The organism is Paenibacillus sp. LRG-1, from assembly GCF_057220305.1.
Genome location: NZ_CM170126.1, coordinates 2,927,722 through 2,945,552, shown reverse-complemented (window position 1 = coordinate 2,945,552; position 17,831 = coordinate 2,927,722). Strand labels below are relative to the sequence as shown.

Genomic DNA, 17,831 nt, shown 5'->3' with positions numbered 1-17,831 from the left:
TTTTTTATAGCACAAAAAACAGAACCGGGCTTGCGACAATTGACTTGTCTATGCATGTCTTGCTTGGAACCGCGGTTCAAAATACATTTGGTTAAGGAGCACAACATGGAACGTTCAACAATTGACGGAAAAGAAATTTCCTTTTTGCCGAATGAAGGATACGACATATACATCCCTCAAAGCGTGAGCCTTTTCCGCAGGCTGTCCTGCAAACAGCTTATCCCGAGCTCGCCTGGGGCGCATCGCCTCGTCGTGTTTAAGTCGACATCCGGTGTGTTTCACTTGAGGAAGCATTTCGTGCAGACCGAAAAAAACGATGTCTTACTGCTTGCACCTGATGCGCAGGCCAGCATTCAATTCGTCGATCCGCACGAAGAAACATTGGGGGCTTCATCGTCCGCCACGCAGCTGAATACCGCGGCGGCCATCGTCATCGTGTTCAGTGTATACCGGCTTGGAGAGTCGAAACCAGCCAATGAATTACTGTCCATGATTCCGTACGAGACGCGCATGAACATTACTGACGAATCAAGGTTACTTGATTTGGTAGGAACGCTCGACCTCTCATTGAAGCGCCCCACTCCCGTCCCCGAAGAGTCGAGATTGAAACAGCAGATTGCGTTGCAGGAACTACTCCTGTTCCTGATGGAAAACATTCGACGGAATACGGAAATATCCGATAACATTCAAGCGGTGAAGCATACCGTCACTTATATCGAATCTCACTATCAGCAAAACATTACGGCCCGCCAGTTGTACAGCATCGCAGGTGTGGCTAAATGGCAATACAGTACCTTATTCAAGTCCATCACAGGAAAAAAACCGTTGGACTACGTGTTGGATATTCGTATGAAACACGCCAAGCGGCTGTTGTTACAGACCGAGGACACGATTGCACAGATTGCCCAAGCCGTGGGATTCAAGGATGAGAGTTACTTTTCGCGCAAGTTTAGACAAACGGAAGGGATCACTCCCCGCCAGTACGAGGAGGCTGCTTCAGTCAGCTCATCTCCCGTGCTCATGCCCGAGGTTCCTTACAAACGGATCGTTGCCGTTGGTTATTCGCTGGGCGATCTATTGTCCTTGGGTATCACGCCGATAGGCGCAGATGTGGAGATCATAGGTAAAAGAGGTCTGTACTGGGATTCCATCAATGGTATTGAGGATATTGGATTACTGGGTGAACCGGGCAAAATACGTAAGCTTCTTCCTGACCTGATCATTCATTCTGGTTTCCGTCAAGATTGGATCGAAGAATTGGCATCCATTGCCCCAACCGTGCTCATCGATCGCTATGAACACGTCTATTCAAGAATCATGCAAACAGCAGAGCTAATGAACCGGCAGAAGCTTGCACAACAATGGATTTATCGGCATCGCGCTGCAAGTAAACAAATGTGGATAGGCCTGGCGAAGCATATGGATGTTAAGCAAACAGCAGCTGTGTTTTCCATCGTTGAGGGCAATCTCTACATCATGAGCATGAAAGGCTTTGCAGTTACTGTATACCACCCTGACGGCATGCAGCCTCCTCCGAAGGTGAAGGAACTAATCCAGGCAGGCATTCCTTTTCAACTGACGCGACCGGAACATGCCTGTAGCTATGAAGCCGATACCCATTTTATTCTCATGGATAACGATCCCCGTACGATCCGGTTATACAGAAGACTGATGCAGTTACCATACTGGAACTCGAAAAGCATCGACCGTATTATTCTTACCGAGAACAAGTACAATTTCGATGATCCGCTCACGATGGACAGATTGTTGCTAGAGCTTCCTCAGATGATTCTGAAGAAAAGTCACTAATGACCACATTGATTTCTCCACGCCAAAAATAGGGATGTAATCAATCGCCTCTTACTACGATTGGTTACATCCCTATCCCCTACAACGTCATATCCTGCAGCCACTGCAAAACAAGCAATCGTACTTCCAATATTACCGACTCCAATAAATCCAATGGTTTTTTTCATATGTCAATGTTCCTCGTCTGATGTTTGTTCACTGTAAGTTTTTTATTGATTATCTTGGCTTGGGACAAGAACTGTACCGATAAAATAAAAAAGCCGCTAAAATAGCGACTTTCAATGGGCCCTTGTTCTTGTCCCTCGACATCCTTGTAGTATGCATTCAGATAATATTCGCGCAAATCTCGGGGATCATGCGGTGACTATTGTTTCCTTATTCGATCGCAAAAAACGAGAAAAACGATATGCAGCTCACATTCATGATAATGATATCTAAATATAACTAAAAAATGACGGGATCGTGTGTCAACGCTCCTGTCATTTTATAACATTATTTTTTGACATTACATCTCTTTCAATTGAATATTACTTTAACCTTGCAAGGATCTTACTTCGATGATTATATATTTTGAAGCATGTGTGCTCGTTAAACAGTGGATTAGAAGCCTGCCGTCCAACCCGCGTCTGCAGCTATAACAGCCCCGTTCACAAAGCTCGATTCGTCTGATGCCAGGAAAAGGGCTACTTTTGCGATTTCTTCCGCCTGCCCTACGCGAGGAATTACGCCTTGTGTAACCTTCGTTCGGGACGCGCCAAACTCATTTAAGTTATGAATCGTTGAAGTAATGTTTGTGGCTGTCGCTCCTGGCGCAATGGCATTGCATCGGATACCTTTTTGAGCATACATGAACCCCGTGTTTTTCGTAATACCGATTACCGCATGCTTTGAGGCAGTGTAAGCAGCGCCCGCATGCGCGCCGCTGAAGCCGCCCGTAGATGCCGTATTAATAATCACTCCATTCCCTTTATCCAGGAAGATCGGGATAACTTTTCGAATCGAACGCATAACGCTTTTTGTGTTAACATCGAATATAAAATCCCATGTCTCGTCGTCCACATCTCCTACAGGCGCCATGTTATCCATAACGCCCGCATTGTTAACTAAAATATCGAGAGTTCCGAATTCATTAACAGCAGTATCGATCATAGCATGAATATCATTTAAATCAGCAACATTGGTTTTTACTGTGACGGCGGTTCCGCCAGCTGATTTAATTCCTGCTGCAACCGATTCAGCTCCTTCAATGTTCAGGTCTGAAACAATAACACTTGCGCCTTCTTTTGCAAATAATTCTGCAATTGCTTTCCCCATTCCTGATGCTGAGCCTGTAATGACCGCAACTTTTCCTCCCAAACGCATGAAAAATCCCTCCAATGTTTTTTTGAACAACCGTTCATCTGAAGTATGGATCAAATTCTAAATCAAAGTCAATTGTACGAAAGTACACGCCCGAACGGGGGATTCTCAAGAACGAGCACCTCAAAAGGCTGCCTCATGAAAGTCCCTGAAGAACTGTGTAGGTGATTAGTTCACGTATTGGAGCTAGTCTGATGAATCTTTTCGAAGGAGTTTAACGATTAGTGTCAGGTCAATTTTTAGGGATTGATCCAGGTGATGCGGTTAGTTACAGCAACAAAGGATTTATGTTCAGAACCTTATTGCATCTGACTGGTCTTTACATAAGTAAGTAATATTCCAGAGTGATACTTTTTGAAGTTTTCCCAACAACTAAATTATCATTAATGATCTTAGGTCCTATAAACCAAAAGAGTGTGTAAGATGAAAAACTGACGCCGTTTAGACCAGCTCCAACCATGCCTGCTTCAGCAAGCATCTTACCAGCCAAATTCGCTCCCAGCCTTTCAAAAAAAGAATAAGCACTTTATTCGGAATATCAATTACGAGCAGGTCTGGAATAAGATAAATAGTTTTTGTATTTTTTTAATCTTTCAGGCAATTCTCCAGCCTTGGAATTAGGTTTTAATGAAACTTTATATAATTCATCCGCATGCTCGAATTTCCCAGAGATTAGAACATGAGAATGCGCTCTATCTTCCTCCGCGACATTGAATTTAACTTTGCCTTGTTCAACCTCCAAAGTGCCCTTTACACCGCAAATTCCGCATATTGCAGGATAATTATCATCATGATTTCTGATTTCAACGAGTTTGGAATGACAGATTGGACATAAACCAGATTCGCCAATATATTTCGCTTCCGTATTCGGATTCATTAGTGTTTCAGCCACATGACGACCAGATTGTCTAGCTCTGTTCAATTCATTTTCTTTAAAGACTACTGATCCAGGCAAGCCAACCCAATTAACCAGCATTTTGTCTACAACATTGATTTGCATCGGCAGCGTGAAAAGATGGAGCATCGGCAGAGCAAGTGTGTCCCACTCACTCCCACCTACAGCTATAAGAGAAGCCACTCTTTGTTTAAAGCTTCTTTCATCTGGGCCTTTACCAGTAGTTATTCCTCTTTCTTCGCGTTGCTTCTTGGCAATCATTCGGAAGGCAATATCATGGGAAGGGCCCATCCGGTCATTCAGAGTCTTCAACAGTCCACTCGGACTCTTCTCATAAATGGCTGAGCTCACAATTAACCCGTCGCATTCCATTATTTTTTCTTCAATAAATCCATAATCATCGTTCTTTATCACACAATCTCCTGAGCCACACTTTTCAAGCAGGCTGACTACACAAGCATTACAACCGGTGCAAGGTTTAATTTGCAGGTCATTAAGACGTATAAGCTCTACCTCGGCACCTATCTCTTCAGCACCCATCAGAGCTTCCTTCACAAGGATTTCTGAATTACTCATCCTTCTACCGCAACTGATCCCTAAAATTTTCATTAATATCCTCCTGCAATTTGTATTTATTAGGCATAGATCCTGAAGCAAATCCATGCGAGAGTTTCAGCTTTCTCCACTAATTTCGCATAAATTTCCTCACATAATTCCAAAACTATTCCCTCACAGAGTTCTGATTTTAAACAATATTACTCATTTTTTGATTAAAGTGTCATTTATTGCAGCGTGTAATAATTTCAGTATATATAATAAAAACGTTATATCCCATGTGCTGGAATTTAAATATGGTCCAATATAGTGACGATGTTTTGTAATATTGCACAAGGATTAAAAAGCTTTTGGAGGCTGCTCTCGTGAAAATTCAAAAAATAATCAGAAAACTTAGCGACTGTTATCTTTCCTTGCCCGAAGAGGCCATGCAAACAAAAGAAATCAGTGAATTTACTATCCTGCGGTTGAGTTCCGTTTTCCAGGCTGACACCGCTTATATAGGCAATCTTTCGGATTTGCCAAAGGACTTTCCTACAGACACTCCTCTTTTCTGCATTCAGGATTGTGATGCACTTGTAGACTCTTATACTTGTCTTACCCTTCTGCCAAATGGACTGGATCTGCTGGATCTTTCGGGAAAGATTTCATCTATACTTGCTCATGAGAATCGGCTCATTGAGCATATGCACACTCTGATATCCGCACTTTACTCAAACAAAGGTTTACAATACTTGACAAACGAGGCCTCCCGCATCTTTGGTAATCCGGTAATCATTGTCGACGCAGGCTATAAGTTACTCGCTATGTGTCAGGCCCCCATCCCCAGCCGACCTGATATCGAACAGCAGCGAAATTTGGGTTATATTCTTGACAGTAATATTGAGAGCATGAAGAAATCCAATCTGTACGAATTAACCCGTATGGCTCTTACTCCTTATTATTCACGCGATCCCGAGACCAACGACTGTTGGATAACAGCTTTTGTGTACGTACATGGTATAGAATTCGCGCAGGTCAGTGTTATGGAACTGGATCGTAAATTTACAGATATTGATTTTGAACTCGTACAATTTCTTTGTGAGTTGGTTTCGGTAGAATTGCAAAAGAACGACTTTTATAATTGCAATCAAGGAATGATGCATAGTTTTTTGCTTTCCGAACTGCTTACAGGCGAGCTCAATGATGCTAATGTCATCGCAATGCGACTGGCTCATCTGGAATGGACGCTTACACCTTACCTGAGAGTGATGACCTTGACAGACCTGAAGAACGGCTTTTTTGACGGGAAAGTTCAGTTGGTTGCACAGCATATGATCCAATTACTTCCGGATAGCCGTTGGATCGTATATCAGGGACGTATTGTATTTCTCATTTCCCTCGTTGATTCATCCTGTAAAATCATTGCTGAAGACAAACGAATTCTGGAATTTCTCCAAGTAAACGGCCTAACTGCTTCGCTGAGTGACTGCTTTAGTCATTTAACTTTTTTGCGAAAATATTATAAGCAGTGCCTAACCGCCTTCGAGATTGGTTTCCAACTTAATTCTAACAAGCCAGTGTATATGTATGAGGACTATCTCTGCGAGCATATTGGAAAGATCATATCGGAACAGAACGATCTCGCTGACTTCTGCCATCCAGTTATCCAAAAGTTAATTGCTTATGACAATGCCCACAAAACAAGTTTGCTACCTACCCTTGAAGCCTATCTTCAATATGTGGACACTCCAAATATTGCTGCTAAAACACTTTTTATTCATAGAAATACTTTGTTCTATCGAATCAACAGGATGCGTGAGCTTTTCGAGATTGATCTAAGCGATGGTGATATTCGTCTGAAACTTCAAATGACTCTTCATTTTCTAAAACTGAAAACACAACGCGGCGATCCTAAAGATCAGAGTATAGAAGGGTAAGCAAATGCAAAAAAACATGCAGACAAAATTTCTTATCGATACTTTGTCTGCACGCTGGTCTTTTCTTTCTATTTTTAAATTTAATGATAGCCCATAAGCATTCAGATAGTTCGCTGCTGTTCTAAGATGACCAGTATGTCTAATTCCATCATTAATCAGCTTACCAGCTTTAGGCCAACTGCTGAACCGAGTACCATCGCAATGAACAGAATTCTCGCGGTATTACGCGGTTCACTGTAAAAGATCATGCCCAATATGGCCCCGCCAGAAGCCCCAATACCGGTCCAGACAGCGTAGGCCGTTCCCATGGGTAGTGTTTCCATGGCCAGGGATAGAAACAAGAAGCTCAATCCAAAGCCTGCAAGCAAGTAAAAAGCAGACAGGAAATTCCGATCTTTATGGAGCTTATTAATCATAAGAACTCCCATCATCTCAAATACGCCTGCCAAAATTAGAAATACCCAGTTCATACGTCAGTGCACCTCTTTTCCTTGTTTCTTCTCTTTGCTCTGTATTTTGAGCCCTACAACTCCGAGCAGAAGCACCCCGATTAGCAACAATTTAGATCCCTGTACCTCAGCATCAAACAACAAAATTTCTGCCAATACAGTGCCGGCCGTTCCCAACCCGACAAACACTGCATACACCGTACCTACCGGAAGCGTACGGGAAGCCATAATCATGAGTATGAAACTTACTAAAATTCCAACTAAAGTGCCCCCCCACTCTAACCATCCGCTGGCATGTTTCAGGCCGATGACCCATCCAACTTCAAATAATGCCGCAATTACAACAGATAACCATGTCTTGTTCATTCTGTGCTTCCTCCTTTTTGATAATGCTGCAAATGTAGTATGGATTTATAGCAGCAATAAAAAAAGCCTGAGAGAATACTGCATACAGCAGTTTTTCTCCCAGGCTTTTATCCCTCCGTGGCACAGTACGACGACTGTGAGTTTTCTCTCGGACCAGCCGATATTACATCGCGGAACCCTAGAAAACATTTTTGAATTCAGTTATAGTTAATATTATATATATTAGTGAATAAATTACAATATAAAATTAATAAGAATTCGTATATCATCCTAAACTTATATTATTGTTTTGGTCATTATGAAATCAATTTGTTCTTCATCACCCATATAAAAAGAGTGTGCGCCAGTTTGAACAAACCCCATTTTCTTATAAAAAGCAATGGCGTTTTCATTTTTTTCCCATACACCGAGCCAGATTTTCTTCTTATTATGTTCCATCGCAATTTCTATAGCTTTATTTAGCAGATATTTACCAAGCCCATGTTTTTGAAATTTATTTTTTATATAAATCCTCTCAATTTCGAGCGACTCATCACCCAGTTTTTCGGATTGGGCGTCATTCATATTTACCTTTAAATATCCAGCCAGTTTTTCATTGAAATAGATGAAAAAGATTTCTGAAGAGACGTTGGACAATTCCTCCTCCAACTGTTTAAAGTTAAATGCTCTTTCCAAATAGGCTTTCATATTTTCAGGTGAATTCTGATCTTTAAAAGTATCGTTGAATGTTTCAATACTTATTTCTTGGAGTATTTGTAAATCTTCACGGCTGCACTTTATTATTTTCACAGTCACTTTAATGCATCTCTCCTTCATGTAAATCAATAATTTCTTTTGTTCCCCTTTTTCACAAATTCCCAGTCATCCCCTATATTTTCTCTTACTCTTTGAAGAAGATTGAAAATGGTTTCTACTTCTCTTTCCGAAAATCCCTCTAATGCAATGTTATTGGAATAATCATTTTCTCTTTTTATAAAAGGATATACATTGTTTCCTTTATCTGTTGGATAGAGTTTTTTAATTTTTTGGTTATGGTTATCTTCTTTCTTTTCAATAAATCCATTAATTACAAGTTTTTTTATAGCACGAGATGCAGTTGTTCGATCTACTTTTATCATCTCAGCTAACTTTTCTTGAATGATTCCTGGGTTTTCACATATTCGCACAAGGTACAAATACTGCCCTTTTGTAAGGTCATATTCTTTAAATTCTATATTACTTATAGAATCTAATGCCCTTGCGATCATTCCAATTTCACGAAGCACTTCCTTCATAGTTAACTCCTTCGCCCCTATTTTATTGCAAATGCAATAAAAATGATATATATTGAATTTACCTTATTTTTATTGCATTTGCAACATAAAATTATGTTAAAGAGGTCGAGTAAAGTGAAATATGTTTTTTTCGTATTAGGAATTTTTATATTATCCCTTGGAATTTCGTTCACTATACAATCAGACCTTGGGACTTCACCTTTTGATGCACTTTTGGTAGGACTGTCCATAAATGTGGGGCTTACTGTGGGAAGTTGGGAAATCATAATAGCTATAATATTGATATGTTGTAATTCGCTTTTAAAAAGACAAAGACCTGAAGTTTTGGGGTTGTTAACAGCATTTATAACGGGTATTGGTATTGATATGTGGCTTTTTTTATTACACAATTTAATAATACCTGAACTATGGTACAGCAAAGTTGTTTGTTTTGGAATTGGTTTAGTTGTTGTAGGATTAGGAACTGCAACATATTTACAGACAAATTTTGCACCAATTCCAGTTGACCGATTAACATTAATCATACAAGAATTAACTAGAACAAATCTATTTTTTTCGAGAACACTCATCTACCTTATATTCTTGATCATAGCAGTCATTTTAAATGGACCCATTGGCATTGGAACTTTGTTAACCGTTTGTTTAGGGGGGCTAATACTCAATTACTTTATGCCACTTACTGAAAACGTACTTGACCGCATATTAACACACTCTCATACATCACTAAATCATGAGAAAGATAAAAAGCATTCTATATAGAATGCTTTTTATGTTGTTCAACTAACCTGATCTGTTAAAAGATGTAATATCCAAGTTGAGACTGAAGCTTGATGCTCATATCTCTTTGTTTCGATCTTAAGTTTGTCTAGAAGAATTGGTACTGTTATTTGTCTCTCAATTGGTACTTTAATTGTGTCTAATTCATTTTTATAATGTGTTTGTATTTTGAAGGTCAATTAATAAAGGAGTGTAGCTTTATGTTCTGTGGATTATCTGCTTTTCCACTCACGCCAGTTAACGAGACAGGTATTAACGAAAAAGCATTTGTGACACTAATTCAACGATTAGTTGCAGCTGGTGTAGACTCAATTGGTGCATTGGGTTCAACTGGAAATTATGCATATCTTAATCGAGAAGAACGTTTACGTGTGCTTCGACTTGCTGTCCATTCATCTGAAGGGATTCCCGTGATGACAAGTATAAGTGCGATTCGTACTTCTGAAGTACTTCGATTAGCGGAAGATGCACAAAGAGCAGGAGCAAGCGCAGTGCTGTTAGCTCCTGTTTCTTACCAGGCATTAACAAATGAAGAGGTATATTCGTTGTATGAACAGGTGACAAGCTCGCTCTCTATTCCGCTCTGCGTATATGATAATCCGGGGACTACACATTTTCATTTCAGTGATGAGTTGCACGGTCGGATTGCTGAGCTGCCTAACGTTCGTTCTATCAAGATTCCTGGAGTGCCTTCTGATCCTGAAGCAGCCAAGGCACACATTAGAAAACTGCGACCGGCCATTCCTCCCCATGTAACTATAGGAGTAAGTGGAGACTCATCCGCAGTCACTGGCTTGGATGCAGGCTGTGAAGTATGGTACTCAGTTCTTGGTGGTTTGTTTCCAAGGGCGTGCCAAAAAATGACCCGTTTGGCCCAGTCCGGTTTTGCTGAAGAAGCGAAACAACTCTCGGCGCTACTTGAACCGCTTTGGTCGTTATTTCGTCAATATGGCAGCCTTCGCGTTATTTCAGCAGCAGCAGAAATAAGTGGCTTGATCTCAAGTCCCAGTCTTCCTTTGCCCTTACAACCATTGAATCAATCAGCTAGAGAACACTTGAAATTCATACTAAAGGATCTTCAGTCTACAGAAACATTCTGTTCACCATTCGGCTAATACCTTTTCGAAGGGGAGACTACTAAGCACGTTTGCATTAAAATTTTTCGTTATGAGTGTTGGAGGAACAACAGATGTGGTTCACATTTGCAATTGGTGCTGAACGTGTTCTAGAGGCTTTGAATTACATTGTCCTAGAAGCAAACTCATTACCTCTCGAAGTCGATAAGGCTATTTCGAGACCTTATTGTCCAATCCTTTGCTGAACTACCCAAGCATTCGTAATTTCTTAATCCTTTTCTTCGTTAGCAACGGAACTATCTACTAAAAAAAGCCAGCTATAATAGCTATAGCTGGCTGTTATACGTTTTTTCAATTTACTTCCAAGATCAAATCCATGCTGTCCTGTGTTAAACCAAATTTGAAGATGAAACGCTAGGTTTTGCAGGAATCACATGTAATAACTGTTTTGAATTTGGATCCTCCAGATTCACATGCACTTGATCATAATTAAATGAATTCGTAACAATAACCATTACCGTAGGATCATAACCCGCAGCCTTAATTTGCTCCAAGTTAAACTCAACTAATTTGTCATCAATGCCAATTCTATCATTTTCCTTAACCAATGGTTTAAAGTGTTGTCCCTTTAATTTCACAGTATTAATACCGATATGAATCAAAAGTTCTATACCGGAATCAGATACAATGCCAATCGCATGCCCGGTTTTGTACACGCTGCTTACCGTTCCGTTTACCGGAGCTGTAACAATTCCGCTAATTGGAACAATCCCTGCTCCTTTACCCATCGCTTCAGAAGCAAACACCTCATCGCTTACACTGCTTAAAGGAACAATTTGGCCATTCACAGGTACCACAACCTCGTTTGGATTTGCTTGATCACTCAAATTCGTCACACTCTTATTCGAAACACCGAAGAAATAAGTTAAAATGACGGCTCCAAAGAATGCAATAATCAATCCGATGACTTCTCCAATGAAACCTTGGCCTAAATAAGTTGGAATAGCCAACAAGCTAGGAAATGTAAATGTGGATGCATGTACTTCAAACGATCCAATGACAGCACCTCCAATACCAGCAGCGATCATTGCACAGTAGAATGGACGCTTTAATTTAAGGGTTACGCCGTAAATTGCCGGTTCAGTGATACCAAAAATGGCTGTGATTGCTGCAGAACCCGATAGGCCTTTGATTCTGGCATCCTTGGTTTTCAAAAATACGCCTAGAGCAGCACCTGCTTGAGAAAGTACGGCTGCACATACAATCGGCAACCATTGGTCGTATCCTTGATTAGCGACATTGTTTATCATCAGCGTAATCAGCGCCCAATGGACTCCGAAAATGACAATCGACTGATGGAACGCTCCTAAAACCAACCCAGCAAGTAATGGGGAGAAACCAAAGATTGCTAACAATACCATGGCGAACAGGTCACTGATCTTTGTGCCTAGAGGGCCGATAACAGCCAAAGTTAGAGGCAACATGATCACTAGAGAAACCAGAGGGGTTAGCATATTACGAATTGATTCCGGAAAGAATTTGTTCAACAAAGGTTCCAAGTAAGAGAGGCCCCAAATCGACAACAGAATGGGAAACACAGACGCCGTATACGTAATTGGTATGATCGGTATGCCAAAGAAATCAATCGTTTGTGAATTGGATACGATCTCTACTAAAGACGGATGAATGAGTGCACCAGCTAACGAAACGGCTACGAATGGGTTGACTTTAAGCTTCTTGGCCGCAGTAAATGCCAAGAAAATCGGCAAAAAATAGAAAATGGCATCACTTGCTGCATTCCATATTTTATACGCACCACTGTCAGTCGATATCCAGTTCATTGTTGTAAATAAAGCTAGAATGCCTTTCAAAATTCCGGATCCAGCCAAGGCTCCCAGAAATGGCGTAAATACGGCCGAAACAAAATCCATCAACTGACTGACAGGATTAAATTTCCTAGTTCGTTTTTCTGAAGCGCTTTCATTGTTGCTAGAAGCATGTAATGCCATTCCAGGTAATGATGTTAGTGCATCATAGACTTGAGCAACGGAATTACCAACAACCACCTGATACTGTCCGGCACTATTGACGACGGTAATGACCCCATCTGTGTTTTCAATCTTTTTGGTATCTGCAGTACTCACATCATTTAATTTAAATCTCAATCTAGTGGCACAATGCCACACCGCATTTACATTCTCTTTTCCTCCTACGCCATCCAGAATATCCTTTGCCAATTTTTGATAACTCATAGTTGTCCCCCCTATTATAAATGCCCGGACCATTTTCCACATACCGTACTACTGAAACGATACAAAATGATCCGGGGGTGCCTTCATCATTTAGTGATTCTCATCCTAATCGTTGGTGGTTCTATGAAGATCCTCGCCGTTTGTATCAATAACTTGCTTATACCAGTAAAAACTATCTTTATAATGGAATTGCCCATTTCCATTACCTTCATCATCATAGTCCACATAAATAAAGCCATATCTTTTGCTCATTTCAGCAGTACCTGCACTGATGATGTCGAAAGGGGCCCAGGTACAATAGGCAAAAACATCTGCCCCTTCATGTATTGCCTCTTTCAGTGCTGCAATATGCTCCTGGTGGTATTCGATGCGATAATCGTCATGAACTTTATTGTCCGCTGTTAAAACATCTTTAAATCCAAGACCATTTTCAGCCACCATCATGGGAACATGATACCTGTCCCAATACTTAGACATGCAGAGATATAATCCTGAAGCATTTATAGACCAGCCCCAGCGATTCGCTTTCAAATGGGGATTTTTGACAGTAGAATTAGGGTCCATCGTATTCTCACTAGCTTTAACAGTATTTGACCAGTAATAAGAGACTGCAAGGAAATCGGCTGTATTGTTCCAAAGCAACTCTTTCTCCGATTCCGTAATTTCCAGCTGGATGTCATGGTCTTCGAAATACGTCAATGCATATTCTGGATACTCTCCTCGAATCAGAACATCGCTGTAGAAATATTGCATTCGATTCCGTCTGAAATTCAGTTCGACATCTGCAGGTTCACATGAATAAGGGGCGGTTAACGTATCGGCCAACATCATTCCCATTTGAAGGGATGGATTTAGCTTGTGCCCATACTCAGTAATCTTTGCAGAAGCAACGAATTGGTGATGAACCGCTTGAAACTGAGACTGCTCGTAATGATCAACTTTATCTTTCAGTATGCCAAGGGAGGCAAATGCCTCTTTGTGGACAAGGTTAATTTGATTGATAATGATCCAATATTTAACGGTTTGATGATATCTTTGCAGGACGGTTTCCCCATACTTCACGAAGAAATCAATCAGTTTCGGGTTTGTCCAACCGCCATATTGCTCAACCAAATTTAAAGGCATTTCATAATGGAAAATCGTGACGATTGGCTCAATATTTTTTTCTTTCATGTACTCAAATAATCGATCATAGAAGGCCAAACCCTGCTCGTTTGGAACGGTATCATCTCCATTCGGAAAAATCCTGCTCCAAGAAATAGACAACCGCAATGTTTTTACATGCATGTCTGCTAACGCATCGATATACTCACGGTATCGTTCGTAGAAATGTACTCCTTGGCGCTTAGGGAAATAGTATGTCCCATGTTTGTATTTTTCGTATGTTTCTGAATCCATGTTATTAAAATGTAGATCAATAGGATCAGCTCCTGGAATAAACGGCTGAATATCAGCGGTACTTAACCCTCTTCCATCCCTGCGATGTGCACCTTCTACTTGATTAGCAGCAATAGCTCCTCCCCACAGAAAGTCTTTTCTTATTTTGCTCATGTACGTTTCCCCCAAATGTATTTAAAATTTTTGTACGATAAAGACTCCTGCAATAACCAAAAGAGCTCCCAATAATCGAGGAATATTCAAAGTGTGCATACTAGCACCAATTAATCCAAAATGATCAATGATCACCGACACGATTATTTGTCCAGCTAAAACGTATCCAACCGTAGCTGCTACTCCTATTCTGGGCATGAGAATGGTTGTCGCCAATACATAGAAAGCACCCAGTAGTCCTCCTGTCCACATCCACCAGGGAGCTTCAAACCATTCTTTTTTGAACAACGATCCTTTTACAAAAAAAGATATGATTATTAATGAGATGGCACCTACTGTAAAAGAAATGGCCGAAGCAACAATAGGTGATCCCACCACCGTCCTTAGCTGCGCATTAACACTAAATTGTGTAGGCAAGGCCATTCCTGCCAATAATGCGAAAATTATGAATATGATAGCCATGTATTTTCCCCTTTCTCTTACTTTGATCAATTAGCCAATCTGAAATTGAACGAAGTGCTTCAATAAATCGTTTATCCGATTTTAGAACCACGAGAAAAGAAAATACCAAAAGAACGGTTTCAAGTGTGTCCATTGCAAAAGTAATCCCGCCTCACAGTATTATCCCCTCTCAAATTCTGAAGATTGAATATCTCCTACAGATGAGTCAATAATATATCTTAAATATGGGAATACTAGATTGATCACCTTCTCAATTTATCGATTAATCATTGACAACCCGAGTATAATTCACGCAGTATAATAAGTAAAATTAATAATAAGTATAGGAGGTATACTAAATACTTATATGGATATTAATTATGAACTCTATAAGATCTTCTATATCACAGTAAAAGCTGGAAGTATGTCTAATGCGGCAAAGGAACTATTTACATCACAATCGGCAGTTAGTCAGTCCATAAAACTGCTTGAAAATAAGCTAGGTGGACAGTTGTTCCATAGAAGGGCACAAGGAGTGTCCCTTACTGCGGAAGGAGAGATATTATATCAATATGTAGAACAAAGCTATGAGTTATTACAGGCGGCTGAAAGAAAATTTTTGGAATTAAGGAATTTAGATGCTGGCCAACTAAGAATAGCCGTAAGCACAACAGCTTGTAGTAACTTCTTGATGCAATACCTAGAGACATTCTCCTTGGCTTACCCTAATATCGAGATTTATATCAAAGATCAATCTACTCATTCTACAATTAAGCAGCTAGAGTCAGGCGAAGTTGACATAGGAATCATCAATCTGAACGGAAGCAGAGATTCTCTGACGGTGATTGGAAAAATAGAAATACAAGATTGTTTTGTAGTAGGTGAGAGATTTAAAGAAATATGTGATAAACCAATATTCTTAAAAGAACTAGTAGTAAATTACCCGATCATTCTCATGCAGAAAGGACTTAATACAAGAATATATATTGACAACTTTTTCACTTCATATGGCTTAAAAGTAATACCTAAAATAGAACTGAGTACCATGGAACTGTTAATTGAGTTTGCTAAAAAAGGTTTGGGCATATCGTGTGTAATCGAGGATTTTGTTCGCAGCGATTTGGATCAACAACAGCTATTCATAGTGCCCATCCAAGAAATCATACCTAAAAGGTTTTTAAGTATTGCTATCAAAAAAGACTTGCCACTTTCTTCAGCAGCTCAGAAGTTTATTGAGCTTTTTCAAAGCTGCACAGTATAAATTTATAAATTGGGTTATCTATTAAAGAATTGTCTAAAAAAAGCTCACTAAGGGCTTCTTATTTGACAGTCAACGAACCTCGCTTCAACCGCTCCAGAATGAGGTCGTCTGCTCCTGCGACAACTGGATGGTCGGTATAGTGAGCATTAAATAGGTAGATATCTAATCGGCAATGGAATAATCAAGTTCTTGTCCTTGGCTCGGAGCATGAACTTGATTTCTTAAAACAAAAAAGCCGTCATTTAGGCGGCTCCTAATGCAACATGGCTTTTGTCATCCGACATTTTTTTATTAACTCAAAGCTCAAGTTTACCAACCAATTTTTTTGAATCAATCTCCTCGTTCCGACATGACGTACCAACCGCAGTGCCCTTCGGCTGTTAAAAGTATAAATTTTTAGAAAATTCATAACTTTGGAACTATTTTTTTTCACAAAATTTAATGAACCGAAAACACAAAATAGCAAGTCTCTAAGTTGCATGAGACTTGCTATTTTTAAGTTTTGGCGACTTGACCCTTAAGAATGAAGTGAATACTGCCACAGCGAACGTACCGAAAACATTTGTTGTGTGATGTATACTGTGTACGAATCGAATCGTTTTTGTTGCCGAGCGCCTCACAACCGAGTGAGCTTCTACCCTGTGACCAGACAGGAAACGAACCCTTTGAAACCACTCACCAGATATTCTGATAAGCCCTCGTAAATCACGGCTTTTAGATGACAAGGGATTGCCGCACCTGTTCACATAACCGATTTAAAATGGTGTGCGTCATGTAGAAAAATTCTTGGTAATTGGATGGCTGCGTTTATGGATTTTCTAATTTATTGCTAGCAAAACTTTGGATTAGAAGGATCGTAAATTATGATCTGAAGATTGTTGAGAATTAATGATTATATTTTCAACATAATCACCAGCTAGTTTAAGCTGAAGGTCAACAAAGTGCTCAACGCATTCACCTTATGCTTATGCCGTTCTTCTTTAGTCCATTGCTCGATATTCTCTAGGCGCTCTCCTGGTTATTTCCTTGAAGTTACGATGAAAGGTTCTTAAATTGTTATAACCACACTTGATTGCAACTTCACCAATCGCCTGCTGGGAATTTTTCAGCAAATAGCATGCCTGTGAAATCCGATAATGATTTAAGTAGTCCGTGAAGGTCATGTTCATTTGTTGGGCAAACAACTTTGATAGATAAGGATAGTCATACTGCAGATGTTTTGCAATGTCTTTTAATGTGCAATCAGTAGAATAACTTTCCTCTACATAAAGCAGCATCTTATAGAGCACCTTTGTCTGAGGTGATTGCTTAACTAGGGTAAACGATTTCTGATTTATCAGATCAGCACAAACAGCATATAAAAAACTTTTCTGGCTATAGATTGAATTCAGCTTACTAAAATCAATAGCTCTCTCCAAATGCAATGCACTGTCATTTGGAATTAAGCCTTTTAAATTCATAAAAAAGTCGCCGATCAACTCTGGCGAAAAAAGGATGATTGTAATATTAGAGTAATCGATGGTCTTAAATTCATGCATTTGATTTATAAAGATAAAGACCAGATCATTTTCCTTCAAAAGATACTCTTTTTGATCAATGGATACATATAGCTGTCCATCATTAACATAGATCATTTCATATGCGCGGTGAAAATGAAGGGGAAAGCTATAATTCTTCAAAGGAAAAAAATGAAAGAATTCTTCCCCCTCCATTCCATGTTTTTCAAATAAGACCATACAACTCTCCTTTGCCAGAACACTAATATTGTCTTAAAGTGTACTATATTTTGGATAGAATTAACAAATATTATTTCCTATAATAAAATAAATTGAATTTAAAGGAGGATA

Annotated in this window: 17 protein-coding genes and 1 riboswitch; of the genes, 5 read left to right on the top strand and 12 right to left on the bottom strand. The window is 39.8% G+C overall.

What is annotated here, in order from left to right; genetic code table 11:
- Positions 1 to 105 precede the first annotated feature (105 nt).
- Positions 106 to 1,809 carry a helix-turn-helix domain-containing protein gene (locus ACUUJN_RS12920; RefSeq protein ID WP_484669706.1) on the top strand — a complete coding sequence of 568 codons (1,704 nt, stop codon included), beginning with the start codon at positions 106 to 108 and terminating at the stop codon, positions 1,807 to 1,809.
- Here ACUUJN_RS12920 and ACUUJN_RS12915 read toward each other — a convergent pair.
- From ACUUJN_RS12915 to ACUUJN_RS12900, 4 genes are all read right to left on the bottom strand, one after another.
- Entirely contained in the window at positions 1,806 to 1,976 is a 171-nt protein-coding gene (locus tag ACUUJN_RS12915) for an NAD(P)-binding domain-containing protein (RefSeq protein ID WP_202404241.1), read from the bottom strand. The two genes, ACUUJN_RS12920 and ACUUJN_RS12915, sit on opposite strands and share 4 nt — an antisense overlap.
- Positions 1,977 to 2,409: 433 nt before the next feature.
- A complete protein-coding gene (locus tag ACUUJN_RS12910; protein ID WP_484669705.1) occupies positions 2,410 to 3,171 on the bottom strand; it encodes an SDR family oxidoreductase in 762 nt (253 codons plus the stop codon).
- A 316-nt stretch (positions 3,172 to 3,487) separates the two neighbouring features.
- Entirely contained in the window at positions 3,488 to 3,658 is a 171-nt protein-coding gene (locus tag ACUUJN_RS12905; protein WP_023988644.1) for a hypothetical protein, read from the bottom strand.
- 48 nt (positions 3,659 to 3,706) lie between these two features.
- Positions 3,707 to 4,672, bottom strand: coding sequence for a flavodoxin family protein (locus ACUUJN_RS12900; protein ID WP_053325461.1), 966 nt, complete (start codon positions 4,670 to 4,672; stop codon positions 3,707 to 3,709).
- A gap of 311 nt (positions 4,673 to 4,983) precedes the next feature.
- Between ACUUJN_RS12900 and ACUUJN_RS12895 the strand changes: the two genes are divergently transcribed.
- Complete coding sequence (locus ACUUJN_RS12895; RefSeq protein WP_484669704.1) at positions 4,984 to 6,537, top strand: PucR family transcriptional regulator; 1,554 nt, start codon at positions 4,984 to 4,986, stop codon at positions 6,535 to 6,537.
- Positions 6,538 to 6,692: 155 nt separating this feature from the next.
- Here ACUUJN_RS12895 and ACUUJN_RS12890 read toward each other — a convergent pair whose 3' ends face one another.
- The 4 genes from ACUUJN_RS12890 to ACUUJN_RS12875 form a co-directional block, all read right to left on the bottom strand.
- Positions 6,693 to 7,007 (bottom strand): DMT family transporter, encoded by a 315-nt coding sequence (locus ACUUJN_RS12890; protein ID WP_023988641.1) that lies wholly within the window; start codon positions 7,005 to 7,007, stop codon positions 6,693 to 6,695.
- A 3-nt stretch (positions 7,008 to 7,010) separates the two neighbouring features.
- Positions 7,011 to 7,352: a DMT family transporter gene (locus ACUUJN_RS12885; protein ID WP_023988640.1), complete on the bottom strand. Its 342-nt coding sequence runs from the start codon at positions 7,350 to 7,352 to the stop codon at positions 7,011 to 7,013.
- Between the two features lie 94 nt (positions 7,353 to 7,446).
- Positions 7,447 to 7,545: riboswitch (guanidine-I (ykkC/yxkD leader) on the bottom strand.
- Between the two features lie 83 nt (positions 7,546 to 7,628).
- Positions 7,629 to 8,147, bottom strand: a complete 519-nt coding sequence (paiA, locus tag ACUUJN_RS12880; RefSeq protein WP_484669703.1) for a spermidine/spermine N(1)-acetyltransferase — start codon at positions 8,145 to 8,147, stop codon at positions 7,629 to 7,631.
- A gap of 26 nt (positions 8,148 to 8,173) precedes the next feature.
- The gene (locus ACUUJN_RS12875; protein ID WP_028541269.1) at positions 8,174 to 8,626 is read right to left on the bottom strand and encodes a MarR family winged helix-turn-helix transcriptional regulator; all 453 of its coding nucleotides are present in this window, start codon (positions 8,624 to 8,626) and stop codon (positions 8,174 to 8,176) included.
- Positions 8,627 to 8,740: 114 nt separating this feature from the next.
- On the opposite strand from ACUUJN_RS12875, the gene ACUUJN_RS12870 reads away from it, so the two are divergent.
- Together ACUUJN_RS12870 and ACUUJN_RS12865 are read left to right on the top strand one after the other, a co-directional pair.
- The gene (locus ACUUJN_RS12870) at positions 8,741 to 9,385 is read left to right on the top strand and encodes a YczE/YyaS/YitT family protein (protein WP_484669702.1); all 645 of its coding nucleotides are present in this window, start codon (positions 8,741 to 8,743) and stop codon (positions 9,383 to 9,385) included.
- Between the two features lie 218 nt (positions 9,386 to 9,603).
- Positions 9,604 to 10,518 (top strand): dihydrodipicolinate synthase family protein, encoded by a 915-nt coding sequence (locus ACUUJN_RS12865; protein WP_484669701.1) that lies wholly within the window; start codon positions 9,604 to 9,606, stop codon positions 10,516 to 10,518.
- Positions 10,519 to 10,868: 350 nt separating this feature from the next.
- Here the strand turns inward: ACUUJN_RS12865 and ACUUJN_RS12860 are convergent, their stop codons facing one another.
- The 3 genes from ACUUJN_RS12860 to ACUUJN_RS12850 form a co-directional block, all read right to left on the bottom strand.
- Entirely contained in the window at positions 10,869 to 12,731 is a 1,863-nt protein-coding gene (locus tag ACUUJN_RS12860; RefSeq protein WP_484669700.1) for a beta-glucoside-specific PTS transporter subunit IIABC, read from the bottom strand.
- A gap of 105 nt (positions 12,732 to 12,836) precedes the next feature.
- Positions 12,837 to 14,282, bottom strand: a complete 1,446-nt coding sequence (locus tag ACUUJN_RS12855) for a glycoside hydrolase family 1 protein (protein ID WP_068938421.1) — start codon at positions 14,280 to 14,282, stop codon at positions 12,837 to 12,839.
- A 21-nt stretch (positions 14,283 to 14,303) separates the two neighbouring features.
- Positions 14,304 to 14,744 (bottom strand): DMT family transporter, encoded by a 441-nt coding sequence (locus tag ACUUJN_RS12850; RefSeq protein ID WP_023988632.1) that lies wholly within the window; start codon positions 14,742 to 14,744, stop codon positions 14,304 to 14,306.
- 346 nt (positions 14,745 to 15,090) lie between these two features.
- Here ACUUJN_RS12850 and ACUUJN_RS12845 point away from each other — a divergent pair, with 346 nt between their 5' ends.
- Complete coding sequence (locus ACUUJN_RS12845; protein WP_076160424.1) at positions 15,091 to 15,984, top strand: LysR family transcriptional regulator; 894 nt, start codon at positions 15,091 to 15,093, stop codon at positions 15,982 to 15,984.
- Between the two features lie 980 nt (positions 15,985 to 16,964).
- Here the strand turns inward: ACUUJN_RS12845 and ACUUJN_RS12840 are convergent.
- Positions 16,965 to 17,720 (bottom strand): helix-turn-helix transcriptional regulator, encoded by a 756-nt coding sequence (locus ACUUJN_RS12840; RefSeq protein ID WP_068938422.1) that lies wholly within the window; start codon positions 17,718 to 17,720, stop codon positions 16,965 to 16,967.
- Between the last annotated feature and the right edge of the window lie 111 nt (positions 17,721 to 17,831).